We start from the raw sequence: 25,726 nt of genomic DNA, 5'->3' as shown, positions 1-25,726 counted from the left end.
AATGAGTGAAGAAAGAAAAACCGTGGTACCGGAATTTCTTGGTGAACTGGATGCCGGTATTTTCGAAAATAAAATATCTGCGGCTTTAAATGCTGCCGCATTAGGTGTTCTGAATAATGGCGGCAAAGGAAAGGTAACCATTGAGTTTGATTTATCTCGTATGAGTAATTCAATGGAAGAAAAGCGCGTTATGATCTCCCATAAGCTTAAATTCACCACCCCAACGCCACGCGGTAAATCATCCGAAGAAGATACAACCGAAACGCCTATGTATGTTGGCAAAGGCGGTAAGCTGGCAATTATGCAGGAAGATCAAGGCCAGTTATTCACAATTAAGGGCGATACTGACGGAAAACTAAAGACCGTTAATTAATTTAATCGCCATCACCAAATTATATTTATTAAGGACTTTATATGTCTCAACAATTAGATTCATCAGCCATCACCGAAGTTCGCGATATGGTTTTAACTTCAATAATTGAAAAACAATTAAATAGAATGGCTTGCGATACAATTGCTTTGCCTGCTGGTGTTTCTGTAAAAAGCCTTGAGCAATTCCAAGTTGAGCGTTACCGCTTCCGTGGTGCGATGGAAACCAGCAACATTGATGAGTTTGTAAAATATTCATCTGGCTATGCTGGTGACGGTGTTCGCTGCTTTATTGATGCCGATGAAATGCGCGCACAAACTATCTTCAACATTGGCACTCTGCTAAATCCAGGGCATGCCGATAACACCGCCAGCTTATCACTCAAGAAAACAGCACCATTCCGCGAACTGCTTAATATTGATGGTCGCAAGCAGACTCAGAAAGAACTTGCTGAATGGCTGGAAGATTACCGTGAATTCTTGCTGGCCTTTGATGCTGATGGTGTGGTGCTGGATATAAAGAAAGCCGTTGGTGCAGTACGCCGCATTACCATCGAACAAACCAGCTCTGCCGATCATGAAGACCAAGACTTCAGCGCTAAACGATCTGTAATGGAAAGTGTTGAAGCTAAAAGCAAAGATGTTATGCCAGCGGCATTTGAATTTAAATGTGTTCCCTATGAGGGATTAGGCGAACGTCGATTTAAATTGCGCTATAGCATTCTCACCGGCGGCAATGTTCCCGTTTTAGTATTGCGCATTGTTCAACTGGAAGCGGAAGAAGAAAAGATTGCCGTAGAATTTTTGGAGCTACTTACCGATAAATTTAAAGATGTCGAAGTTGAAACCTTTATCGGTAAATTTAAAGCGTAATTAATTAAACCTTAACTTATTAGTATCACTTCAAATATCCCAGCAATGGGGTATTTGGCGAGGTATTACCTAAAAACCGTGTGGAGTATATTTATGTCTTATATTACGACTTATTCAGGGCTGGACTTTGATTATCTAAAACCCGTCGCCAGCAGTATTTGCATTGAAGATATCGCGCAGGCGTTATCACATGAATGCCGTTTTGCTGGTCACCTGCCCAATTTCTATAGTGTTGCTCAACATTGCTTGTTAATAAGCACGATTGTGCCAGAAGAATTTGCCCTTGAAGCCCTGTTACATGATGCAACCGAGGCATATTGCAAAGATATCCCCTCACCTCTTAAACGCCTAATGCCTGACTACCAAGCTATTGAGCAGCGGGTTGATACTGTCGTTCGTGAAACCTTTGGGTTGCCTGCCGAAATGTCCGCGGTCGTCCACTACTGCGATCTGGTGATGCTGACCACCGAGCGCCAAGAGTTAGACATCGATGATGGTAAGGAGTGGCCCATGCTGGCAGGTATTCCACCGGCAGAAATGGCAATAGTGCCAATGTCATCACGGGATGCGCGGATCGCTTTCTTAGCGCGCTTCAATGAACTGACTGCGGCCAGCAAATCATGATGTACGGCCTGTTTTTACTCGTCTGCTACACATTCCAGCCGTGCCAGTACGAGCCGCAAGGCTACGTATACCCAGATGATAAGAACTGTATAGCCGACATTCAGCAGCAAGGTCTACCACCAGAATATGAATGCTTGCCAGTTGATGGCGTTCTCTATGCGAGGAAACAGTGATGATCAAGACAATTACAGCAGCACCAGTTGAACGTGATAGCCATGGTTTCTGGATTCACCCTGATTTTTTTGTCCCTACAAACGGGAATGAATTTGGGGTCGAAGGTGAATTTGACGCGTGGAAAGCACTTAATCGTGTTACTGGCGCTACAGGTTGGATGGAAGACGAAGAGAATGCTGAAGAGCTACAGGCAGAATACGACTCAATTAACTTCTCTGTAAGTAAGTGGAATCCCACTCCGCCATATGGTGATGGCTGGTTTATAGCATCCATCCACGAAACAGACGACGGGCCAGTTTGTTACTGGTTACGCCCTATCGAATACGATCCTGAAGCGTTAGCAGCCCACAGAGAACGCTGCCACCTTGATGCATTAAAAACAGAGCTGCTCAATAAACATCAAATTGCGGTTACGGCCGCTCATGAATATTTTGCGGCGTGTGATGTTGGCGAAGAAAGACTTTTTGCAGCAGCAATTTTTGAACGTCTGCGTGTGGCCATTAGAAAACATCAAGGTGACCTATGAGCTTTCAACTAAAGTTCGAACAAAAAGGCGACTTTCAAGCCTGGTACGCATGCCAAGCGTGGCTTAATGATCGTGGCTACAGTTACGGTCAAACATCTGCTCGCGCACCAGGGGTCGGTGTTCTTAAGGGTGATTTCTGTATCGCCAAAATGCACAACCTGACAAAACAGGAAATTAAACAACTGGATGGAAGAGTTGACGGTGATTTCCGAGAAGGGCCGGTCACCCTTCGGCTAAAAGTTGAGCCAGAAGTTATGGTAAGCAGCGAATCAACGAAGCAACAGCGCCTTGATCATGCCAATCAGTTGATCCGTATCATTGCCGCCCATGGTCGCCGGTTCTTCTTTGATACAAGAACGGAGAGAGTTGCTCATCTCGAATTGAACAACACCGGCAGGGTTTTTCTGATCGATGAATATACCGGTAAGCGAATTTATACCCACTTCGAAAACCGACATTGGAAGGGGTTTAACCACGGCGGTACTTTGCGGTCGTTGGTCATAATGATGCGGAACTACATCTGTAAAGGTGAACGCATCGATGTTTACTACTTGGGGCCGGAAAACAGCAGTCTACGGAAAGGGAATATTTGGGGCTATCCAGAAGAGGCGATCGAGGCTGTTCGTAATGAAGCTGGCTTGTTACCAATCATCGAGCAGGAGGCATGATGGATAAGTCGATTTTAGATATGTGCTGCGGCTCCCGCATGTTCTGGTTCAACCGTGCCGATCCGCGCGCTGTATTCGTCGATATCCGTGCCGAAAGTCACACTTTATGTGATGGCCGTAAGCTGGAGATAGCTCCAGACATTATTGCTGATTTTCGTCAGTTGCCGTTTGCCAATAATACTTTCCAGATCGTTGTATTCGACCCACCCCACCTTACCCATTGCGGGCCTGAAGGTTGGCAGGGAAAGAAATACGGCATCCTTAGTAAGTCATGGAAAGACGACCTTACTAAAGGCTTTGCTGAGGCGTTCCGGGTATTACGTCCGGGGGGGGTACTTATCTTTAAATGGAATGAGGTGCATATCCCTACCCGCGATATTATTAAACTGTCGCCGGTACCGCCAATGTTTGGGCATCCATCAGGGAAACGAGCGAATACGAACTGGGTATGTTTTCAAAAACCAATGGATGATTTTGGAATAGATAAAGCAACAAAAATAAACGAACAACAATACGCAGTTAAATCAAATAATTAACAAATAACAACCTGCCAAATGGCGGTACCATAAACAAATTAATTGAACATGAAATAAGGGAAATAAATGAATAACTTAATGGTCGATCTGGAAACTATGGGAAACAAACCAGATGCGCCTATCGTCGCTATCGGTGCCGTATTCTTTGAACCAGCGACAGGTGAGATTGGCCCGTCGTTCTATACCGCAGTAAGCCTTGAAAGTGAAGTTGCTCTCGGTGCGGTACCGGATGCCAGTACCATTCTGTGGTGGTTAGCTCAAAGCAGTGAGGCCAGATCTGCAATTACCGATAATCCGACTCCTATCGATGTTGCACTTCGTGGGTTAAATGATTTTTCGACGGAGGTGTCTGGTAACTCCCGCCGGATCTACGTATGGGGCAATGGTGCTGCATTCGATAAAGTTATTCTTCGTGCGGCCTATGAGCGCTGCCAGTTACAACCATGCTGGAGCTGGTTTAACGATCTGGACGTGAGAACAATGGTGCAACTGGGGCGGGCTATCGGCTTCGATCCAAAGCGAGATATGCCATTTGATGGAGAACGGCACAATGCTTTAGCGGATGCCATTCACCAGGCTACATACGTCTCTGCTATTTATCAGCGTTTGATTCCAGCCACCAGCAACGATATTGAATAAATTTATCACGGCCTGTGTGCGGCGGGCCTTTAAATAAACAGTGTGGAGGGGTTAATAGTGGTAAATCTTACAGTTGTTGATTCACCAAGCATGATACAGCTCCAGGCTAATGAATGGGTGACACAGGCGGTCTTAGCCTCGATCACTGGCTTTAGTCCTGGGAAAATACGGTCATACCGCCAGCGCGGTTGGCGGCAGGGAAAGGAGTGGTTATTGGTTGCGCCAACAGGTACACCAGGGAAAACCAGTGAAGCGCTCTATAATATCCCCGCCATCAACATATGGATTGCTAATCAGGCATCAAATCAGCCGGCGGTGTAATTCCCCATAAGGGCGAATCATGCAAAAGAATATTATCTATCCCACCGGGGTGGAGAACCACGGTGGTTTTTTACGGATTTGGTTTATGTATAAGAATGAACGATTCCGTGAATCCCTCGGTATACCGGATACCCCAAAAAACAGAAAGATGTCCAGCGAAATGCGCCAGTCGATTGTTTACTCAATTAAAACCGGTTCGTTTGATTACGCACGGCAGTTTCCTGAATCACCAAATGCCCATCGGTTCTCCACCAATAGCACCCGAGAATTAAGCGTGAAAGCTCTATTTGATCGTTGGCTTGAGCTGAAGCAGCCAGAATTGTCACTTAACACCTTGCGTCGGTACAAAGTGAAATTGGAGACTTGTGGTCGCATATTGGGCCAAAGTCGAATGATCAGTTCGCTTACCAGTGAAGATATTTTCGCGATGAGAAATGAGCTGTTAACCGGAAATCACCGGCCAGCAAGAAATAAGAAAGTTATACCTGTTGGTAGGACTGTGGCCACAGTTAACGATTATGTGATTTGCATGAAAGGCGCTGTAAAATTCGCGGTAGAAAGTGGCTATTTAAAAGAAGATCCTACCACATCAGTCAGTAAGCTTAAACGCACCAGAGTCCGACCAGATCCTTTGTCGAGGGATGAATTTGTACGCTTTATTTCTGCCTGTCTAAATGAGCAAACCGTCAATATCTGGACGATTGCTGTTTATACCGGCCTTCGTCACGGTGAGCTTTGTGCATTAGCTTGGGAAGATATCGATCTGGAAGCTGGCACACTAACGGTGCGGCGTAACTGGACCAGTGTGAAACAGTACACTTTGCCCAAAACAGAGGCCGGTACCGATCGTACTATTTTTCTGATGGAACCTGCGAAAGAAGCATTAAGAAAGCAGCAGGCATTAACGCGGTTAAAACCCACCAGCAAAGTAAATGTGTTAATGCGAGAGCATGGCAAAAGCCGTACAGACCTATGCACTTTCGTGTTTGATCCGAAGATAAATGCAAAAGGAAATGGAGCTGGTGAACGTTTTACACCAACTGCTCTAGCTGATAGCTGGGATCGGGCAGTGAAACGGGCTAAACTGCGACATCGAAATGCATACCAATCGCGCCATACTTTCGCGTGTTGGTCGTTATCCGCTGGGGCGAACCCTGCATTTATTGCAATGCAAATGGGACACACCTCAGCACAAATGCTGTTTAGCGTCTACGGTGATTGGATGCCGGATCATAACGCTGACCAGCTTGCGTTGCTAAACGCAAAGTTAGGGACTAATGCCCCATACATGCCCCACACAAAGAGTGGGACATCATAAAAACCAGTTATAGCGAGGGTTAGCGCAACGTGGCTCAATACGTCTATTCCATGCATCGCGTCGGCAAAGTAGTTCCGCCGAAACGACATATTCTGAAAAACATCTCCTTGAGTTTCTTCCCTGGGGCCAAAATTGGTGTGCTGGGCCTTAACGGCTCGGGTAAATCTACCCTACTGCGTATCATGGCTGGCATTGACACTGATATTGAAGGCGAAGCCCGCCCGCAGCCTGGTATCAAAATTGGTTACCTGCCGCAGGAACCTAAGCTAAATCTTGAGCAAACCGTGCGTGAGTCGGTTGAAGAGGCGGTGGGTGACGTTAAACGCGCGCTGACCCGTCTGGATGAGGTTTATGCACTGTACGCTGATCCTGATGCTGATTTTGATAAGCTGGCGAAGGAACAAGGCGAGCTGGAAGCGATTATCCAGTCTCATGATGGCCATAACCTGGATAACCAGTTAGAGCGTGCTGCCGATGCTCTGCGCCTGCCACCGTGGGAGGCCAAAATTGCCAATCTGTCCGGTGGTGAACGTCGTCGCGTGGCAATTTGCCGCCTGCTGCTGGAAAAACCCGATATGTTGTTGCTGGATGAACCAACTAACCACTTGGATGCCGAATCCGTGGCTTGGCTGGAGCGCTTCTTGCACGACTATGAGGGCACTGTTGTCGCCATTACCCATGACCGTTACTTCCTTGATAATGTGGCGGGTTGGATTCTGGAACTGGATCGTGGCGAAGGTATTCCGTGGGAAGGCAATTACTCCTCATGGCTGGAGCAGAAAGATGCTCGTCTGGCACTGGAAGCCTCTTCCGAAGCCGCACGTCGCAAGTCTATTGAGAAAGAGCTGGAATGGGTTCGCCAGAATCCAAAAGGCCGTCAGGCGAAAGGTAAAGCACGTCTGGCCCGCTTTGAAGAACTTAACAGCGTTGAGTATCAAAAACGTAATGAAACCAGTGAATTGTTCATTCCGCCGGGTCCACGGTTGGGCGACAAAGTGCTGGAAGTTGAGCACCTGAGCAAGTCTTACGGTGACCGTCTGCTGATTGATGATCTGACCTTTGCGCTGCCGAAAGGGGCGATAGTGGGGATCATCGGGCCAAACGGGGCCGGTAAATCAACCCTGTTCCGCATGTTATCTGGGCAGGAACAACCTGATTCCGGCACGATTTCACTGGGCGATACCGTGCAATTGGCATCGGTTGATCAGTTCCGTGACAACATGGATGACAGCAAAACCGTATGGGAAGAAGTCTCCGGCGGTCAGGACATCATGAAGATCGGTAACTTTGAAATTCCAAGCCGTGCTTATGTAGGCCGCTTTAACTTTAAAGGGATTGATCAGGGCAAGCGTGTGGGTGAGCTGTCCGGTGGTGAGCGCGGCCGTATCCATTTGGCCAAACTGCTACAGGTTGGCGGTAACATGTTGCTGCTCGATGAACCGACTAACGATCTGGATATCGAAACGCTGCGCGCACTGGAAAACGCCTTACTGGAATTCCCGGGTTGCGCGATGGTTATTTCCCATGACCGTTGGTTCCTTGACCGAATTGCTACCCATATCATCGACTATCAGGATGAGGGCAAAGTGGCGTTCTTCGAAGGTAACTTTACTGAATACGAAGAGTGGAAGAAACGCACTCTGGGTGCCGAAGCACTGGAACCACACCGTATCAAGTATAAGAAGATGACCAAGTAATATGACATCGGCTCATCACGTGAGCCGATTAAAGCCGCTATTCGGCTCATCAAATGAGCCGAATACTCCAGCGACTCTCTCCCCCCAACAAGCTGCCAACCACCAGAATTCCATTCTGTGATCGTTATCATTCTTACCCACTGAATTTTGCCAGTATTCCTTGTCCTAAGGCAGTCAGCCGAAGGTGACAAGACTGCACACTATTTAGACTCCTTCGTCATCAGCGGTTTATGCGCCCTTCTGGTTCTGCGCCTACCCGCACCATCACAACGAAGGATAATAAGATGAACAATGCGATTATATTGGGGATAATTTGGCATCTGGTGGGCGCTGCCAGTGCGGCGTGTTTCTACGCGCCGTTTAAGCAAGTTAAAAAGTGGTCATGGGAGACCATGTGGTCGATTGGTGGCCTGGTGTCATGGCTTATCCTACCCTGGACGGTCAGCTATTTGTTATTGCCTGATTTTTGGCAATATTACGGCTCCTTCAGTATAGCAACCCTACTGCCAGTATTTCTGTTCGGTGCCATGTGGGGGATTGGTAATATCAACTACGGCCTGACCATGCGTTACCTCGGCATGTCGATGGGGATTGGGATTGCCATCGGTATCACCCTGATTATCGGCACATTAATGACCCCCATACTGCAAGGGCGCTTTGATGTACTGCTCGGCACTGCTGGCGGCCAAATGACCCTGCTGGGCGTCGTCGTGGCACTGATCGGGGTAGCTATTGTCAGTTACGCTGGATTACTGAAAGAACGCGCCATGGGCATTCAGGCGGAAGAGTTCAACCTGAAGAAAGGGCTTATTCTGGCGGTGATGTGCGGTATTTTCTCAGCCGGTATGTCATTTGCCATGGATGCCGCGAAACCGATGCATGAAGCCGCCAGCGCATTAGGGATTAACCCTCTGTATGTGGCGTTGCCAAGTTACGTCATCATCATGGGCGGTGGGGCCATCATCAACCTGAGTTACTGTTTTATTCGTTTAGCCAGCCTCAAGAATTTGTCGGTCAAAGCCGATTTTTCTATCGCCAAACCGCTGTTGATCACTAATATTTTGTTCTCAGCCTTGGGGGGATTGATGTGGTATCTGCAATTCTTCTTCTATGCCTGGGGTCACGCCAAAATCCCACCACAGTATGACTATATGAGCTGGATGCTGCACATGAGTTTCTATGTGTTGTGTGGTGGTATTGTGGGTCTGTTACTCAAAGAGTGGAAATGCTCTAGCAAGAAACCAGTGACGGTGCTGTGTATTGGTTGTCTGGTGATCATTCTGGCAGCAAATATAGTCGGTTTGGGTATGGCAGCATAATCGCAAAACTAAAGATAAAATGGTATTGGCGGGTGACGTTAAGCAACGTCCTCGCCAATTGGCATTGCTAAATGATGGTCGTACCCTGCGGCTGTTCTGCTTCCCGCCTATTCTTACCCGCGAATAACGGTGCTCGAACAAAACGCTGGCGATAGTCGCGTGGTGTCATGCCAGCTTCACGCGTAAAAACGGCAGAGAAATAATTACTGTCCTCAAACCCGCAACGCGCAGCAATATCACTGATGCGATGCTCACTTCCCCGCAGCAAACATTTGGCATGACAAAGGCGAATTTGGCGTAAATAATGGCTGATACTCATTCCGGTCTGTTGGCGAAACAGTTGTTTAAGTGAACGTTCAACTAACTGATTTTTATGGCAGAACTCCGCCATATCAAAATGCGTTGCCAGGCTTTGTTGTACGGCAGACATCACGAGATCTAGCTGTTCACCATCGGGCAATAGATGTGCCTGTTCAGCTCGGTAGCGATGGCGTTTTAGTACGATGGCGAGTTGCAATAATAGCGCCTCCGTCAGTTGTATCGACCAGGAATCTGTCTTACGTGACTCCTGTGCCAACTGATGAATAATCGGCCGAGCCTGTGCCATGCCCTGCGTGGTTAACCGCCAGTATCCTTGATTCTGCTCATGCCCAAATAGAGGTAATAACTTATGCCACTGTGCATTTAGGTGTAACCGTTCCGGGCAATAAATAATGTTATCTAATACCAAGTCATGCACGGATTCGTAGCTATGATGATCTGTGGCTTGAATATAAAAAACGTCGCCACAGGTAATGCGGTAAGGATGGTCATTTAGGACATGTAACCCGTTACCCCGCCAGACAATCACAATCTCGCAGAATTGATGGGTATGCTCTGCGAAGACTTCCTGCGGGTATCGGTTGGTTACCGCCACCGGCATCTGCTCCGATGGCAAATAATCCCGGCTTTCTAACCGCAGTGGTATCCGCATGTTTATCGCCCTATATTTACAGGTCAATTAATAAGCAGCTCATTATCATGAAACTACCGATTTTTACCGTGATGCTATTCACGCCTCCACGGGTTGCACTACAGTTGACTGCGCAAATCACGGGGAGACTGAGAAAACTCCCGCTTAAACAGCGTTGAAAAATGATTGCTGTCACCGAAACCACATTGGTAGGCAATCTCGGTAACGCTATTGTCGCTGTAACACAATTGATGACGCGCCTGTAGCAAACGCAAACGCGTCAGATAACGTTGTGGGGTCATGCCGGTCTGGTTTTTTAACTGCCGATGGAGGGTGCGTAATGGTAAAGCAAAGCGATCAGCCAGTTCCGGCCACTCAATTACCTCACTGTAGTGGTTCTGTAGCCAGTCTAATAATTGGCATAACCGCCCTTCCTGATCCTCACCCACCTGCGCCCGACACCCTTGCCACAGTTGTACCAACAACTGCATAAACACACTTTCATGTAGTGCAATATCTTCAGCTTGCTCACTGTGAGGCGAGTGCTCAAGGCAGCGAATCAAGTGTTTTACTTGCTGTAAAACCTGTCCATTAATCCGCCAATGAGAGGGGTAAACCCCTTCCGTTTCACGTGGCAGAAAATGTTCTACGCCAGACAAGAAACGAAAAGCATCGGGCGCACGGAATAAGACGTTGGTGAGGAACAAACCGTCGGTTGACTCAAACAGGTGACTATCATGGTCACGGACAAAACAAACACACCCTCCGCTTAAGGTGTAGGGGTTGCCATTAAACACATGGACCCCGGCCCCCTGCTCAACAATAATAATTTCATAAAAATCATGATGATGCTCTGGAAATACTGGTTGTGGCGCCCGGACTTCAATTGCAACCGATGCGGAACTTGAAGAGAAAAAATCAATACTGTGCAAGACAGTCATCTTTTGCCCTCTTTCAACAGGCATGGCGAAATCGCCCTGCTTCAGCTCTCGATAGTAAAAGCAGCAGCGGTAATGAAACCTTCAATTTTTGACGTTAAAAGCGACTTTGGCGGTGATTTTTTTTAGATAAGTGCAGCAATGTTGAAAAGTATGCGCAGGGTCACAGGCGAGCGATGTCCTGTTTAAATACGAAACTGTGAGCTGTTTCACTTTCACTTTCGTCATTTTGCCAGCAAGCCATAGGGGCTGGCAGTGATGAGAAGGTGGTAGGTAAGGCAAGTTTCTACACTGTGGGCATTGAGAAATGACAGGCCACTAATCATGCCCACACAATCAGCAGTGACACCATCTATCAGCCCACGGCACATAGTCGCCATTGACCTTGGCGCATCCAGCGGGCGCGTGATGCTGGCGAGTTATCATCCCAGCCAACAGCAACTTGAGCTGCGAGAAGTTTGCCGCTTTGCTAATCAGATTAAATCCATTGATGGTACCGATGTCTGGGATATTGATGCTATTGAACAATCAATCCGTCAGGGCCTGAATCAGCTCGATAGCGAAGGGATTCAGCTCGACAGCATTGGCATTGATAGCTGGGGTGTTGATTTTGTTTTACTTGATAAGCAAGGGAAACGAGTCGGACAGCCAGTCTCCTACCGCGACAGTCGTACGCAGGGTGTGATGGAGCAAGCGCAACAAACGCTGGGAAGCAGTGCCATTTATCGCCGTACCGGTATTCAATTTTTACCGTTCAATACCTTGTATCAATTACGGGCATTAAGCGAACAGCAACCGTATTTGTTGGCCGATGTCGCCCATCTGTTACTGATCCCGGACTATTTGCACTATCGTCTTACTGGCCAGCTTAACTGGGAATACACCAATGCCACTACCACCCAGTTACTTAATATTGAAACCAATGATTGGGATAGCGATCTATTAGCCTATGCCGGCGTACCGGCCCATTGGTTTGCCAAACCCACTAAACCCGGCAATACCATCGGCTATTGGCCAGGCGCCAGCGGCCAGCAGGTGCCGGTCATTGCCGTTGCCAGCCACGATACTGCCAGCGCGGTACTTGCCGCACCATTGATTGATGCGGATGCTGCCTATCTTAGCTCCGGTACCTGGTCATTGATGGGGTTTGAAAGCCTCACCCCCATAACCCATGGGCAGGCGCTGGCCAGCAATATCACCAATGAAGGTGGCGCTGAAGGCCGCTATCGGGTACTGAAAAATATTATGGGTTTGTGGTTACTGCAACGGGCCACTGATGAGTTGCAGATTAAAGACCTGCCGCAGTTGATCGAACAGGCGGCACGCCAACCAGCTTGCCGCTCGCTGATTAACCCCAATGACAGCCGCTTTATCAATCCAGCCAATATGTGCGGCGAAATTCAGAACGCCTGCCGCGAATATGGCATGCCAATCCCCACCACCGCAGCCCAACTGGCTCGTTGTATCTTTGATAGCCTCGCCATGTTGTACCGGCAAGTTGCCCAAGAACTGGCAGAGTTACGCGGGCGTCCAATCAGTCATTTGCATATCGTCGGTGGCGGCTGCCAAAACCAATTCCTTAATCAGCTCTGTGCTGATGCCTGTGGCCTGAATGTCACCATGGGGCCGGTTGAGGCCTCGACACTGGGCAATATTGGCAGCCAATTAATTGCACTGGGAGAGATGAGCGATGTTGCTCACTACCGCCGTATCGTGGCGAATAACTTCCCACTCCACCCTTTATCCCCTCACGACAACACTGACTTTGCAGCCCATTGGCCGCAATTCCAGTCACTGAGTCAATTACCTAAGGAACTTTGCATATGACGAACTCTATTGAACAGGCCTGGAGCCTGGCTAAACAGCGATTTGCCGCCGTCGGCGTGGATGTTGATGCCGCACTTGCCCGCCTCGATACCCTGCCGGTCTCCATGCATTGCTGGCAAGGTGATGACGTCACCGGTTTTGAAAACCCGGATGGCGTACTGACCGGCGGGATTCAGGCCACCGGTAACTACCCCGGTAAAGCGCGTAATGCTGCTGAGTTACGTTCTGACCTCGAGCTGGCCCTAACATTGATTCCCGGCCCTAAACGACTAAATTTACATGCTATTTATCTCGAATCGGATACCCCCGTGGCTCGTAATAAAATTGAGCCACGCCACTTTAGCCGCTGGGTTGAGTGGGCTAAAAAACATCATCTGGGATTGGACTTCAACCCATCCTGCTTCTCTCATCCACTGAGTGCCGATGGTTTTACCCTGTCTCATGCCAACCCTGAAATTCGCCAATTCTGGATTGAACATTGTCAGGCCAGCCGCCGGGTCTCTGCCTATTTTGGTGAGCAACTAGGGACACCATCGGTGATGAATATCTGGATCCCCGATGGCATGAAGGATACCCCCATCGACCGTTTGGCACCCCGCCAACGGCTGCTATCAGCACTGGATGAGGTTATCAGTGAAAAGTTAAACCCAAACCATCACATTGATGCCGTCGAAAGCAAATTGTTTGGTATTGGGGCTGAAAGCTACACCGTCGGCTCTAACGAGTTTTACATGGGATATGCCGCCAGCCGCCAGACCGCACTGTGTCTGGACGCCGGTCACTTCCACCCGACTGAAGTGATTTCCGACAAGATCTCTAGCGCCATGTTGTATGTTCCGCGCCTGCTACTGCATGTCAGCCGCCCGGTGCGTTGGGACAGCGACCATGTGGTCTTGCTCGATGATGAAACACAGGCTATCGCCAGCGAAATTATCCGCCACGACCTGTTCGACAGGGTACATATCGGTCTCGACTTCTTTGATGCCTCCATCAACCGTATCGCCGCCTGGGTCATTGGCACTCGCAACATGAAGAAAGCCTTGCTGCGCGCCTTATTGGAACCGACCGAGATGCTACGCCAATTGGAACTGCGCGGTGACTACACCGCACGCCTGGCGCTGCTGGAAGAACAGAAATCCCTGCCATGGCAAGCCATCTGGGAAGGGTATTGTCAGCGCAACGATGTGCCAGTCGATGCCCGCTGGCTCAATGCAGTACGTGATTACGAACAACAGACTCTCAGCCAACGTTAAGGACTCATGATTATGCAAGCTATTCAATCTTCCTGGTTTATTCAGGGAATGATTAAAGCCACCAGCGATATGTGGCGCAAAGGGTGGGATGAACGTAACGGTGGCAATATCAGCCTGCGCTTACTGGCTGAAGAGGTTGAACCCTATCGTGGTAATTTCGCAGCGCAACCACGTAACGTAGAACTCACTCAACCCGCCCCCGAACTGGCGAACAGTTGGTTCTTAGTCACCGGTTCTGGCAAATTTTTCCGCAATGTTGAGTTAAACCCAGAAGACAATCTGGTACTACTGCAAGTCAGCAATGATGGTATGGCTTATCACATTCACTGGGGCCTGCCCCAAGGGGGGCTGCCAACCTCAGAGCTTGCCGCGCACTTCCAATCTCATATTGTTCGCATGCAAGTCAGTGCTGGCAGCAACCGAGTGATCATGCATTGCCATGCCACCAATCTGATTGCTCTGAGTTATGTACAAAAACTGGAAAATGCCAGCTTCACTCGATTGTTATGGGAGGGCAGCACCGAGTGCCTGGTGGTGTTCCCCGACGGTATCGGCATCGTGCCATGGATGGTGCCGGGAACCGACGGTATTGGTAGCCAAACCGCCGGGCAGATGCGTGAACACAGCCTAGTGCTGTGGCCATTCCACGGTATTTTCGGCAGTGGGCCAACACTGGATGATGCCTTTGGTCTGATTGATACCGCCGAGAAATCCGCCGAAATCATGGTGAAAGTCCTGTCGATGGGTGGCAAACAGCAAACCATTTCTCGTGAACAACTGATAGCACTCGCAGCTCGTTTTGACGTGACCCCATTAGCCGCTGCACTGGACGTTTAACCCCTTCGACCAACGCTCCGGTTCAGGCCGGGGCTGGTCATTATCTGGTCTGCTTTCTTTGAGGAGCACAGCATGAGCTTTATGTTGGCACTACCAAAAATCAGCTTGCACGGCACAGGTGCAATCGAGGATATGGTTAAATTACTCGGTGACAAACAGTGGGGCAAAGCCCTGATTGTCACTGATGGGCAATTGGTCGAGCTCGGCCTACTCGACGGTCTGTTCGCTGCGATGCAGCAGCATCAGCTACCTTATGCCTTGTTTGGCGAGGTATTTCCTAACCCTACCGAAACGTTAGTACAGGCAGGATTCACTGCTTTCAGGCAGCATCAGTGTGACTATCTGATAGCTTTTGGTGGCGGTAGCCCAATCGATACAGCCAAAGCCGTTAAAATTTTGACCGCCAATCCGGGGCCATCCACGGCGTATTCCGGTGTCGGCAAAGTAAAACAGAGCGGCGTCCCTCTGGTCGCCATCAATACCACCGCCGGAACAGCCGCAGAACTGACCAGTAATGCAGTGATTATTGATAGCCAGCGGCAAGTAAAAGAAGTCATTATCGACACCAATATTATTCCTGATATCGCCGTCGATGATCCCGCTGTCATGTTGAATATTCCCGCCAGTGTGACTGCTGCGACCGGAATGGATGCCCTCACCCACGCTATCGAAGCGTATGTATCGCTGGGCGCACACACCCTAACCGACCATTCAGCGCTTGAATCTATTCGCCTGATCAGCCAATGGCTGCCTCTGGCAGTCGATGACGGTAAGAATCTGCACGCACGTGAAATGATGGCGTGCGGCCAGTATCTGGCGGGGATGGCATTTAACAGCGCCGGGCTAGGTTTAGTGCATGCACTGGCCCATCAACCAGGTGCTACCCATAACCTTCCACACGGGGTGTGCAATGCTATTTTACTGCCAATCATTGAAGAGTATAACCGCCCACAGGCAGTCAGCCGTTTTGCCCGCATAGCACAAGCCATGGGGGTAAATACTCAGCAGTTGACTGATGAGCAAGCCAGCCATCAAGCGATAAGCGCCATTCGGCAGTTGTCACAACGTGTTGGCATTCCTGCCGGATTTTCAGCATTAGGTATTCAGGAAAGTGATATCGAAGGCTGGTTAGATAAAGCGCTGGCGGATCCTTGTGCTCCTTGTAACCCACGTACTGCGGACAGAGATCAAGTCCGCGCACTGTACTTACAGGCACTTTGATCGGAGTAATATCATGATACGCAAAGCCTTTGTAATGCAGGTTAACCCTGATGCCCATGCAGAATATCAGCGGCGGCACTCACCCATCTGGCCAGAACTGGAAGCGGTACTGAAAGCCCATGGCGCTCACCACTATTCAATTTTTCTCGATGACACGCGCAATTTGCTATTTGGTTTTGTCGAAATTGAATCAGAAGAGCGCTGGAATGCCGTGGCCCAAACCGCCATTTGCCAGCGCTGGTGGCAACATATGGCCGATGTGATGCCAGCCAACCCTGATAACAGCCCGGTAAGCCAGGCACTACGAGAAGTGTTCTATTTGGCATAGCTCGCCCGATGTGGAGCCTGGCTCCACATCTTTCAGGACGTTGCCAGTCCCTGCACATAGTCTTCAAACACCGGATGACCTATCACCACATCAATAAAACAGCTCAGCGCCGGTGAGTTCAACTTACGACTCGGATACACCAGATACAGCTCATTACCTTCAGCCTGCCATTGTGGTAACACTTCCACTAATTGACGGTTTGCCACCACTTCACGGCTTAAAAATGCCGGTAATAGGGTGATACCACCACCTGCCAGGGCACATTCACGGGCATACAGTAGATTATCAGTGACATGTAGCGCAGGTACCTGCCAGCGGTAAAACTCATCTTCACGGCGTAAAATCAGCGCCTGCCAGGCACGGTGGGCAATGCAGCGGTGAGTATCCAGTTGCCTTGGATGAGTGAGTGGCGGATGCTGTGCCAGATAGGTGGGTGACGCCAACAGATAGCGTGGCGCATAGCCCAATCGGCGGCCAATCAGTGACGAGTCCTGTGGCTTACCGGTGCGCAATGCCACATCGAAGCCTTCTTCAACCAAGTCTACCATGGTGTCCGAGACTAACACCTCCAACAGCACATCCGGGTATTGCCGCTGGAAATCTGTTGCCAACCGCGCCAGTAAAGTCGCGCCCAGCCCTGCCGGAGTTGAGATGCGCAAGCGGCCACTGGGGTTATCCTTCAGGCGTTGCAGCGCCAGATCAGCGCGCTCTGCGGCTTGTAGCATCTCCTGACAATGCACCAGATAGCGCTCACCGGCAAAGGTCAGGTTCAGCTGACGGGTGGTTCGATTGAGTAAACGGATACCTAAGTTTTGTTCTAATTGACTGATGCGCTGGCTGACACTGGATTTCGGCAAACCCGCCATTTCAGCGGCGCGGGTAAAGCTGCCACACTCCGCGACTCGTGCAAACAGCGCCATATCCTGAAGTTGTTTAAACATGATTGTTTATCTTAGACGAACACTGCGTTAGTGATTGTCCATCTTATCACCACCACCAAGAAGGTCTAGACTCAATCCATACGCTAAACAGGAGTATTACCATGTCAGTTAAAGCCATTGCCGTGAACCCGCAACAACCCACCGATTTTATTGAAGTCGCTCTGGACTCACTCACTCCCGGTCCGTTTGATTTGCTGGTTGAGGTTAAAGCCGCATCCATCAATCCGGTTGATACCAAAGTACATGCTGGCCTGAAGAAGAATGGCCTGCAACAGCCGCGAATTCTGGGTTGGGATGCCGCTGGAGTGGTCATCAGCGTCGGTGCGAACGTCACCGAGTTCCGTGCAGGTGATGAAGTGTGGTATGCCGGCGATATCACCCGCCCCGGTAGCAATGCTAACCAACAGTTGGTTGATGCTCGCATCGTGGCCCACAAACCCCGCTCATTCAACTGGGCGCAGGCCGCTGCATTGCCATTAACCGCAATAACTGCGTGGGAAGCGCTGTTTGAACATCTAAAAATTCAGCACGCCAGTGCCGGACAAAGTTTATTGATCATCGGGGGAGCGGGCGGGGTTGGCTCATTAGCTATTCCTCTGGCGGCATTACGTAGCCCGCTAAAAGTGATAGCAACAGCATCACGGCCAGCATCAGCCGCCTGGTGTCGTGAACGTGGAGCGGACTTAACCGTTGATTATCACCATCTGAAAGCTGAGCTGGCAGAAGAAGGTATTGATAAAGTTGATTATATTCTTTGCCTGAATGACACCGACGGCCACTGGCCCGCAATCAGTGAGCTCATCGCACCATTGGGGCAAATCTGTACCATCGTTGAGAATGAAAAACCGTTGGATCAGAATCAGTTAAAACTAAAAAGTGCCGCCCTGCATTGGGAATTTATGTTCACCCGCAGTATGTTCTCTACCCCGGATATCGCCCAACAAGGGCAAATTTTAAAACAGGTAAGCCAGTTGGTGGATGAGGGCAAACTGCCAGGCACCTTAAGTGAAACACTGCACGGCCTAACAGTGGAAAACCTGCATGCCGCCCACGCGCAAGTTGCAGGCGGGCATATGCAGGGTAAAGTGGTTATTGCTTACTAAATATATTATTAAAAGGGCTATTTTATTTGCCATTTTACATTTGGGCAGTGCTCACAAAATGCATACATTTTGAACGCCCTTAAGGGCGGCCCGTAGGGGGAGCGTAGCGAATAAAATCCTCACGTAGCCATGATTTATAAGGTCATGGTATACGCTCCGGTTTCTGTGCGCTGTCCGCATGCAAACTGACTGCAACAATCACGCCCTCAGATATCAAATTTTCATCAACCCTATTGTTGTACATCACTCAATAATGAAGGGCGGGCAAGGCGTTGCAGGTCCGCGGCCAGTAACTGCTGCACCAGTTCGACGCAGCGCAGAAAGCGTTCATCATAGTCTGCCGATTCGACGTGAACATATTCGATATTGTTACTGCACAACATCTGCTCCAGTAAGTTCTGGAAGGATTTGCGGTCACGATCGCTCCCCAGGCTGCGCAAACCATCGGCAACCCACGGCGTATTATTTTCCAACAAAATAACCAGATCAAAACGGTATTCATCAATCAGCGCCTGCACGAAGGGGTGCTCTTTGCCTTCATACTTTTTGCAAAAGGCCTGCGTGGTAACAAAGTCAGTATCGATAAATGCCACTTTGTTGGCGTATTTCACCGCAAAATCCACATACTGTGCCTGCCCCAGCGCGATTTTGTCGTAATCAGAATATTGCAACGCCATCTCATCGCCGCCAAGATGGGAGAAGACATAATCCCGGCCATATTCCCACGCACTGGTAGTATTGAAGATATTGGCTAACTTATTGACCAAAGTGGATTTCCCACTGGATTCACCGCCCAGTATCGCCACAGTACGGACAAAAAATGGCTTCACTTCAGTCGGAATATAGTCCCAGTAACGGAAAGGGTCACGGCGGATCTGGCGACCACTGATATTCATAAATGAGCGCTGTGGATCAATCAGGATGGTTTCGATGCCAAATTGCTCGTTGTAATGCGGCGCATCCTGGCTTTCGCTGGAATAAATAAAATTCGGAACAATGCCTTTTTCATTCATAAAGCTTTTTACGCCATGGCTCCACACATCCCAGCCATGGGGGTACGGCTCGATACCGTGCTCATCAAACGAATGAATATGGATATTTTTCTGATATTTAAAGGTTTGTAACAACCAGCGCAAACGGTCACTGACCGTCGGTTGCTGTGACATCGAACTGTTCTCAAACAGCTCACGATCGCGTGGCTCATCGAAACAAAGAATGATGTGCAACTCGTCAACCTGGCTACAGGCGCGCTGGATTAAATAGATATGGCCGGTATGCAGCGGGTAAAATTTACCAAACACCACGCCGACTTTTTTCTCACGGCGGGGAAACTCCAGCCCGAGGAAACGGTGCAGAGCTTCAAGCTTTTGCGCACTGGGGCTTTTGATTTTGTCGTTGAGTAGCTGGCTTAAATAACCTTTGGTCATGCCGTTGCATTCGGCCACTTGCTGTAAGGTGCAACCCTTTTGCTTAATTGCTGTTTTGAGATAGTCGAATTGCAGCATACCGCCTCCTTGTTTAGTGCGCTAAACAAAAATAACACAGTATGCTGCAAGATGAACACGACTAAATTAGCGGTTATAAATCCTCTAACACCGCCAACGCATCAGCCAATTTCTTCACACCGAACACCTGCATATTGGGCAGGGGCTTCTTCGGCATATTGGCATACGGCACGATAGCGCGTTTAAAACCGTGTTTGGCCGCCTCAGAGATACGCTCTTGACCACTGGGTACTGGGCGAATTTCACCGGCTAGCCCTACCTCACCAAACACCACTAAATCCTGTGGCAGCGGGCGGTCACGCAAGCTGGATACTAGTGACATCAGCAATGCCAGATCAGCACTGGTTTCTGTCACTTTCACACCACCCACCACATTGACGAACACATCTTGGTCCGACATCTGTAATCCGCCATGGCGATGCAATACCGCCAGCAAGATTGCCAGCCGGTTCTGTTCCAGACCGACCGCCACCCGACGTGGGTTGGACATCATTGAGTGATCGACCAGTGCCTGAATCTCTACCAGCAGCGGGCGAGTCCCTTCCCATACCACCATCACCGAGCTACCAGCAGTGACTTCATCCCCACGGCTGAGGAAAATCGCCGACGGGTTGCTAACTTCACGCAAGCCCTGTTCGGTCATGGCAAATACGCCTAACTCATTAACCGCACCAAAGCGGTTTTTGTGGCTACGCAGCGTACGGAAACGAGTATCACCGTCACCATCAAGCATCACAGAGCAGTCAATACAGTGCTCCAGCACTTTCGGCCCGGCCAGTGAACCATCTTTCGTCACATGGCCCACCATGATAATGGCGACACCCCGGGTTTTGGCAAAACGGGTCAGGTAGGCGGCCGTTTCGCGCACTTGGGCCACGCTGCCCGGCGACGACTGAATATCCGCCATATGCATCACCTGAATGGAGTCGATCACCATCAAGCGCGGCTGCTCTTGCTCAGCAATCAAGCAAATTTGCTCGATACTGGTTTCCGACAGCATATTGAGGCCCGCAGTAGGCAACCCCAAACGATGCGCACGCATCGCCACCTGCTGCAACGACTCTTCGCCGGTGACATACAGGGTTTTCATGTTTTCAGACAGCTTGCACAGCGTTTGCAACAGTAAGGTACTTTTCCCCGCGCCGGGGTTACCACCAATCAGAATGGCACTGCCCGGCACTACACCACCACCCAGCACCCGATCAAACTCCAGAAAGCCCGTTGAAAAGCGCGGTAGTTCGTCCAGACTGATATCTGACAGCTTCTGTACCCGGCTGACGCCTGCATCACCGGCATAGCCACCAAAACGCTCATTGCGCGACGACGACGAGGTTGCCGCCGCCAGCCTGATTTCGGTAATGGTATTCCAGGCATTACAGGCACTGCACTGCCCCTGCCAACGAGGATAATCGGCACCACACTCATTACAGACAAATGCTCGTTTTGGCGCTTTAGCCACGGTTCACCTCAATTTAATTAGCTCACACCTGCCTGAACCCCAAATTACCTAATAGGCGTAATTGTTGCAGGCAGTTTGAGTGCAGACAGCGCGCAGAAACCGCAGCGTACACCATGACGTTGTAAACCATGGCGACATGAGGATTTTATTCGCTACGCTCCCCCTACGGGCCGCCCTTAAGGGTGTTCAAAATGCATGCGTTTTGTGAGCACTGCACAAGCTCAAAAATGGCAAATAAAACAGCCTATTTCATCGTTCTTCATGCTTCAGACTGCCGGTCAAAATGCAAAGAACACTCAGCAAATCACCGTGACGGATCGCCACTTTCGCTTTGGCATACACCTTCGGCTTTGCATGGAAAGCCAGCCCTAAACCGGCGGCTTGCATCATTTTCAGGTCATTGGCGCCATCGCCGATAGCCACTGTTTGAGCAATAGGGATATTGAGTTTTTCCGCCAACTTGAGCAGGGTATCGGCTTTATATTGTGCATCGACAATCGGCCCTAACACTTTGCCGGTCAGCTTGCCGTCTTTGATTTCAAGTTCATTGGCTGCCACATCGACCAGACGCAGTTTGTCGCGCAGATATTCAGCGTAATAAGTAAAACCACCGGAGGCGATCGCCACATGCCAATCTAATGCCTGAAGCTTACGGACCAGGCTGGTCAGCCCCGGCATCAATGGCAGTTGGTCACGTACCTGTTTTAAGATATTGGCATCCGCCCCTTTCAGGGTGGCAACCCGCTGGCGCAGGCTGGCGGCGAAGTCCAATTCACCTTGCATGGCGCGTTCGGTGACGGCAGCCACTTCTTCGCCAACACCGGCGAGCTTGGCAATCTCATCAATACATTCGATTTGGATGGCAGTTGAATCCATATCCATCACCAGCAGGCCCGGGGTACGCAAATGCGGGATAGCCCCCAGAGGGGCGACATCAAGACCGTTTTCATCCGCTAACGTTTTAATCCGTGGGGTTAAACTGCCGGCCAAACGGATGACCTGATAATCCTCCACACACCAGGCGGAGACAATCACCATGGCGGCACCCAATTGGCCCTGAAAACCCGTAATACGCTGTTTATCCAGCTTTCTACCGTACAGTAGCCAACCTGTATGACCGGCACGATAATCCAGCGGCATGACCTCATCACCACTGAGCGAAAGTGGCAGACCTGGCCATTGATAGATCTCCGCGGGGAGATCGCAATAGGTCAGACTATTAGACATGAATGACTCCTGTAGAAAACGGGGTAAAGACCAGACAAAAGGACGCATCAAGCTATCCTATCGCCCTTGCTTCTGGCAACATAAAGTCACCGATTCTTGCAAGGAACCTGCATGGCTAAGGCCAAACTAAAATTCCGACTGCACCGTACGGCTATTGTGCTGATTTGCCTGGCATTATTAGTCTTGCTGATGCAAGGTGCATCCTATTTCAGCCTCAGTCATCAACTCGCTCGTTCGGAACAAGTTGAAGAGCTGGCGAAAACACTGGCAAAACAAGTCACTTTCAGCCTCGCCCCCATCATGGACAGTGGGGATGATGATATCGACAGCCAAAAAGTTGACGAAATTCTCCAGCAACTGACGCAATCAAGCCGCGTATTGGATGCCAGTGTATATCAAATTGACGGAACGCTGGTCGCCAGCGCCGGAGAGAACGTAAAAGTACGTGATCGACTGGCTTTGGATGGTAAACGCCCCGGTAGCTATTTCAACCACCAGATTGTCGAGCTGATCCCCGGGAAAAGCGGGCCAAGCGGCTTTCTGCGTATGACGCTGGACACCCATGTGCTGGCGACGGAATCCAAGCAAGTGGATAATACCACCAATTTGCTGCGCTTGATGATTCTCGTCGCGCTGGCGGTGGGGATCATTCTGGCTCGCACTCTGCTGCAAGGTCGCCGCAGCCGTTGGCAGCAATCACCTTATCTGCTCACCGCCAATACGCCGGTCAAAGAAGATGAGGATGAAACACCAGAGACAGCTGCCAGTCAGGCAGATGCAGATAAAAAGACGGGCGATAAATAATACTGCGGATAGATGTTATGCCATGCGCTCAATTAGCGTGGTGAGAGAAAGCAGTTGTCCCTGCATCTGTCGGGCAATAAGTTTGAATTCATTACTGATGTTCGAGTGATCTATCACCTGTTGCCAGAATATATTTGCCAGTTGCTGTGCGCGTTGCCAGTGCAGCTTGCTGATATCAGCAGATAAAGAGATTTCCGGCACGTTGTGGCGCATATTCCCCGTACTCGTCGGGGCAAATGCCATTGGCAGCATATCGTAAACTGGCGCTAATGATAGTGGTGTGTTCTCAGGATGCAGAAAGGAAAGGTTACCTTGGTGCATATCGGTATTGGCGATTAATTTGCCAAATGCCCAGATAACGTTAACCTGTTCTAATGCCGGCGCGGCCAGTAATCCTTTATCGACTAATTGTTGGCAAACTTGTGGCCAACTGGCGACTGGGTTGCCAACAAATTCGGCATTAACCGCCTCTAAAGAAACTATCCCTAAACGACCACGCTGCCCGCAGCGATCAAATCGCTCTACCTCAAGGAATATTTGCCTACCAACACCCTGTAAAACCTGACTTGTGGCCGCTTTATAACCCCCATTATTCAAGGTGCTAAGTGCAAGCGACTCAGATATCAGTAGGTCACCCCAGCGCCGACTATTGGCGTTTTGTGAAGAGGCAGAAAATTTGACAATAACATATGACGAAGGCCGCTCCAGATTCCCTGCATAACAAGTAAATTTCGGTTGTTCGCCGCCCGCAGAAGAACCGACCATTTCACCCGCCAGAGCCATTTGAGAAAGTTCTGCATAACGAGATAACTTATCTACCGGATCGATAGGTATCGCATCAGGTGCTGCTAACCAATGTTGATAACTTTGTTGTCCAATCAATATATTGCCATTCATATCATCGGCCTGACGTGACAGAGCTAATAAGATATGGTCTTCATTCCACAAACGAACGTCATCGGTGAGCTGTAACTTACCTGCAACTGACTTCCCCCAAATCTGCCCGAGAAACCCCTGCGGCCGCATATCAGTCAAATACCACGGCAAGCTATCAAATAGCTGCCATGTATCAGATGCCAGTTGATGTACACAGCACATTTCAGCCGGATGGATAGGATAGAGTATCACGAAATGGGTTACATGACCCTGCTCATCGATACGATATAGCGGAAATGCATGCTCTGCGGCACTATCTCCAGCAATGTACCGCCGCAAGGCATATTGTGTTGCTTTGCCTTTACCTATTTTCAGCACCCTCTCTTTTAACCTGCTTAATTGCCGGGAAACCGTGGGTTGACTGATTGCCATAGCTTGCGCCAGATAGCTCGCGGTCGCCGGTTTTTGGCGTAATAACGTTTCCAGAGAGAGCATATGAATAGATTCGTGAATAGAATGATGAATAGATTTATAGCGCTAATTATCTGATGTGTAAAGAAACCTATTTTTTCTGGCAGATTTTATGAATAGATTCAGCGGCAGAAATCGCTGCCGCTGAATAGAGGGAAGCAGAGACGGGATTACTTCTGATCGCCCAACAACACCGATTCTAATGCAATTTCAATCATGTCATTGAAGGTGGTCTGGCGCTCCGCAGCGGTGGTTTGCTCACCGGTACGGATATGGTCAGAAACAGTACAGATGGTCAGGGCTTTAGCACCGAACTCCGCGGCAACGCCGTAGATACCGGCCGCTTCCATTTCCACGCCCAGAATGCCGTATTTTTCCATCACATCAAACATTTGCGGGTCTGGCGTGTAGAACAGGTCAGCAGAGAAGATGTTACCTACACGGACGTCGATACCTTTCGCTTTTGCCGCATCCACTGCATTGCGGGTCATTTCAAAGTCAGCAATCGCTGCATAGTCGTGATCTTTAAAGCGCATACGGTTTACTTTGGAGTCGGTACAAGCCCCCATGCCGATCACCACATCACGCAGTTTCACATCAGCGCGAACCGCACCACATGAACCGACACGAATGATTTTTTTCACGCCAAAATCAGTGATCAGTTCTTTGGCGTAAATGGAGCAGGACGGGATACCCATACCGTGGCCCATTACCGAGATTTTGCGGCCTTTATAAGTACCGGTGAAGCCCAACATGCCACGCACATTGTTCACTTCGCGCACGTCTTGCAGGAAGGTTTCGGCGATAAATTTCGCACGCAGTGGATCCCCTGGCATCAATACAACATCAGCGAAATCACCCATTTCAGCATTAATATGTGGCGTTGCCATAATCACTTTCCTTAAAAATCAGAGAATTAA

At 49.6% G+C, this 25,726-nt stretch carries 27 protein-coding genes; 18 read left to right on the top strand and 9 right to left on the bottom strand.

What is annotated here, in order from left to right; all coding sequences use genetic code 11:
* Position 1: 1 nt before the first annotated feature.
* The 11 genes from V1952_RS04530 (at position 2) to rhaT (ending at position 9,064) form a co-directional block, all read left to right on the top strand.
* The gene (locus V1952_RS04530; RefSeq protein ID WP_145585193.1) at positions 2–373 is read left to right on the top strand and encodes a hypothetical protein; all 372 of its coding nucleotides are present in this window, start codon (positions 2–4) and stop codon (positions 371–373) included.
* Between the two features lie 41 nt (positions 374–414).
* A complete protein-coding gene (locus V1952_RS04525) occupies positions 415–1,242 on the top strand; it encodes a YfdQ family protein (protein ID WP_420074366.1) in 828 nt (275 codons plus the stop codon).
* A 93-nt stretch (positions 1,243–1,335) separates the two neighbouring features.
* Positions 1,336–1,866: an HD family hydrolase gene (locus V1952_RS04520; RefSeq protein ID WP_420074365.1), complete on the top strand. Its 531-nt coding sequence runs from the start codon at positions 1,336–1,338 to the stop codon at positions 1,864–1,866.
* Positions 1,867–2,038: 172 nt separating this feature from the next.
* Positions 2,039–2,566, top strand: coding sequence for a hypothetical protein (locus V1952_RS04515; protein WP_420074364.1), 528 nt, complete (start codon positions 2,039–2,041; stop codon positions 2,564–2,566).
* On the top strand, positions 2,563–3,234 hold the full coding sequence (locus V1952_RS04510) for a hypothetical protein (RefSeq protein WP_420074363.1): 672 nt from the start codon (positions 2,563–2,565) through the stop codon (positions 3,232–3,234). The genes V1952_RS04515 and V1952_RS04510 overlap by 4 nt, the downstream gene beginning before the upstream one ends.
* Complete coding sequence (locus tag V1952_RS04505; protein ID WP_420074362.1) at positions 3,234–3,770, top strand: class I SAM-dependent methyltransferase; 537 nt, start codon at positions 3,234–3,236, stop codon at positions 3,768–3,770. The genes V1952_RS04510 and V1952_RS04505 overlap by 1 nt, the downstream gene beginning before the upstream one ends.
* 66 nt (positions 3,771–3,836) lie before the next feature.
* The gene (locus V1952_RS04500; RefSeq protein ID WP_420074361.1) at positions 3,837–4,409 is read left to right on the top strand and encodes a 3'-5' exonuclease; all 573 of its coding nucleotides are present in this window, start codon (positions 3,837–3,839) and stop codon (positions 4,407–4,409) included.
* Between the two features lie 57 nt (positions 4,410–4,466).
* Positions 4,467–4,730: an excisionase family protein gene (gene xisR, locus V1952_RS04495; RefSeq protein ID WP_226720255.1), complete on the top strand. Its 264-nt coding sequence runs from the start codon at positions 4,467–4,469 to the stop codon at positions 4,728–4,730.
* A gap of 19 nt (positions 4,731–4,749) precedes the next feature.
* Positions 4,750–6,048 carry an Arm DNA-binding domain-containing protein gene (locus tag V1952_RS04490; RefSeq protein WP_420074360.1) on the top strand — a complete coding sequence of 433 codons (1,299 nt, stop codon included), beginning with the start codon at positions 4,750–4,752 and terminating at the stop codon, positions 6,046–6,048.
* 29 nt (positions 6,049–6,077) lie between these two features.
* Positions 6,078–7,745, top strand: coding sequence for an energy-dependent translational throttle protein EttA (ettA, locus tag V1952_RS04485; RefSeq protein WP_083160659.1), 1,668 nt, complete (start codon positions 6,078–6,080; stop codon positions 7,743–7,745).
* A gap of 284 nt (positions 7,746–8,029) precedes the next feature.
* A complete protein-coding gene (gene rhaT, locus V1952_RS04480) occupies positions 8,030–9,064 on the top strand; it encodes an L-rhamnose/proton symporter RhaT (protein ID WP_372557958.1) in 1,035 nt (344 codons plus the stop codon).
* A 67-nt stretch (positions 9,065–9,131) separates the two neighbouring features.
* Here rhaT and rhaR read toward each other — a convergent pair whose 3' ends face one another.
* The 3 genes from rhaR to V1952_RS04465 all read right to left on the bottom strand — a co-directional run bounded on the left by rhaR (position 9,132) and on the right by V1952_RS04465 (position 11,334).
* Positions 9,132–10,037, bottom strand: coding sequence for an HTH-type transcriptional activator RhaR (rhaR, locus tag V1952_RS04475; protein WP_083160663.1), 906 nt, complete (start codon positions 10,035–10,037; stop codon positions 9,132–9,134).
* A 98-nt stretch (positions 10,038–10,135) separates the two neighbouring features.
* Positions 10,136–10,957: an HTH-type transcriptional activator RhaS gene (rhaS, locus tag V1952_RS04470; RefSeq protein ID WP_420074376.1), complete on the bottom strand. Its 822-nt coding sequence runs from the start codon at positions 10,955–10,957 to the stop codon at positions 10,136–10,138.
* A gap of 221 nt (positions 10,958–11,178) precedes the next feature.
* Complete coding sequence (locus V1952_RS04465) at positions 11,179–11,334, bottom strand: phosphoribosylaminoimidazole synthetase (protein ID WP_372557957.1); 156 nt, start codon at positions 11,332–11,334, stop codon at positions 11,179–11,181.
* On the opposite strand from V1952_RS04465, the gene rhaB reads away from it, so the two are divergent.
* The 5 genes from rhaB (at position 11,324) to rhaM (ending at position 16,420) form a co-directional block, all read left to right on the top strand.
* A complete protein-coding gene (gene rhaB, locus V1952_RS04460) occupies positions 11,324–12,781 on the top strand; it encodes a rhamnulokinase (protein WP_420070900.1) in 1,458 nt (485 codons plus the stop codon). The genes V1952_RS04465 and rhaB overlap by 11 nt on opposite strands.
* Positions 12,778–14,034, top strand: a complete 1,257-nt coding sequence (locus V1952_RS04455) for an L-rhamnose isomerase (RefSeq protein WP_420070885.1) — start codon at positions 12,778–12,780, stop codon at positions 14,032–14,034. The genes rhaB and V1952_RS04455 overlap by 4 nt, the downstream gene beginning before the upstream one ends.
* Before the next feature lie 12 nt (positions 14,035–14,046).
* Positions 14,047–14,871, top strand: coding sequence for a rhamnulose-1-phosphate aldolase (gene rhaD / locus V1952_RS04450; RefSeq protein ID WP_420074359.1), 825 nt, complete (start codon positions 14,047–14,049; stop codon positions 14,869–14,871).
* 72 nt (positions 14,872–14,943) lie between these two features.
* Positions 14,944–16,092, top strand: a complete 1,149-nt coding sequence (gene fucO / locus V1952_RS04445; protein ID WP_372557954.1) for a lactaldehyde reductase — start codon at positions 14,944–14,946, stop codon at positions 16,090–16,092.
* 13 nt (positions 16,093–16,105) lie between these two features.
* A complete protein-coding gene (gene rhaM, locus V1952_RS04440; protein WP_083160673.1) occupies positions 16,106–16,420 on the top strand; it encodes an L-rhamnose mutarotase in 315 nt (104 codons plus the stop codon).
* A 32-nt stretch (positions 16,421–16,452) separates the two neighbouring features.
* On the opposite strand, the gene V1952_RS04435 is transcribed toward rhaM, so the two are convergent.
* A complete protein-coding gene (locus tag V1952_RS04435; protein WP_372557953.1) occupies positions 16,453–17,361 on the bottom strand; it encodes a LysR family transcriptional regulator in 909 nt (302 codons plus the stop codon).
* A gap of 101 nt (positions 17,362–17,462) precedes the next feature.
* Here V1952_RS04435 and V1952_RS04430 point away from each other — a divergent pair, with 101 nt between their 5' ends.
* Positions 17,463–18,464, top strand: a complete 1,002-nt coding sequence (locus V1952_RS04430) for a zinc-binding alcohol dehydrogenase family protein (RefSeq protein WP_372557952.1) — start codon at positions 17,463–17,465, stop codon at positions 18,462–18,464.
* Positions 18,465–18,694: 230 nt separating this feature from the next.
* Here V1952_RS04430 and nadR read toward each other — a convergent pair whose 3' ends face one another.
* The 3 genes from nadR to serB all read right to left on the bottom strand — a co-directional run bounded on the left by nadR (position 18,695) and on the right by serB (position 22,655).
* Positions 18,695–19,969: a multifunctional transcriptional regulator/nicotinamide-nucleotide adenylyltransferase/ribosylnicotinamide kinase NadR gene (nadR, locus tag V1952_RS04425; RefSeq protein WP_372557951.1), complete on the bottom strand. Its 1,275-nt coding sequence runs from the start codon at positions 19,967–19,969 to the stop codon at positions 18,695–18,697.
* 73 nt (positions 19,970–20,042) lie between these two features.
* On the bottom strand, positions 20,043–21,428 hold the full coding sequence (gene radA, locus V1952_RS04420) for a DNA repair protein RadA (protein ID WP_004701929.1): 1,386 nt from the start codon (positions 21,426–21,428) through the stop codon (positions 20,043–20,045).
* A gap of 249 nt (positions 21,429–21,677) precedes the next feature.
* Entirely contained in the window at positions 21,678–22,655 is a 978-nt protein-coding gene (gene serB, locus V1952_RS04415) for a phosphoserine phosphatase (protein ID WP_083160679.1), read from the bottom strand.
* A gap of 111 nt (positions 22,656–22,766) precedes the next feature.
* On the opposite strand from serB, the gene V1952_RS04410 reads away from it, so the two are divergent.
* The gene (locus tag V1952_RS04410) at positions 22,767–23,459 is read left to right on the top strand and encodes a YtjB family periplasmic protein (protein ID WP_372557949.1); all 693 of its coding nucleotides are present in this window, start codon (positions 22,767–22,769) and stop codon (positions 23,457–23,459) included.
* Positions 23,460–23,474: 15 nt separating this feature from the next.
* Here V1952_RS04410 and yjjJ read toward each other — a convergent pair whose 3' ends face one another.
* Both yjjJ and deoD read right to left on the bottom strand, forming a co-directional pair.
* Positions 23,475–24,848 (bottom strand): type II toxin-antitoxin system HipA family toxin YjjJ, encoded by a 1,374-nt coding sequence (gene yjjJ / locus V1952_RS04405; protein ID WP_420074375.1) that lies wholly within the window; start codon positions 24,846–24,848, stop codon positions 23,475–23,477.
* A 128-nt stretch (positions 24,849–24,976) separates the two neighbouring features.
* Entirely contained in the window at positions 24,977–25,696 is a 720-nt protein-coding gene (gene deoD, locus V1952_RS04400) for a purine-nucleoside phosphorylase (protein ID WP_372557947.1), read from the bottom strand.
* Positions 25,697–25,726: the final 30 nt, after the last annotated feature.

Source organism: Yersinia sp. 2542 StPb PI, assembly GCF_048593855.1.
Classification (GTDB): Bacteria; Pseudomonadota; Gammaproteobacteria; order Enterobacterales; family Enterobacteriaceae; genus Yersinia; species Yersinia enterocolitica_E.
Note: the sequence above shows the minus strand (reverse complement) of the source record. Positions and strands in the feature narration are given on the sequence as shown.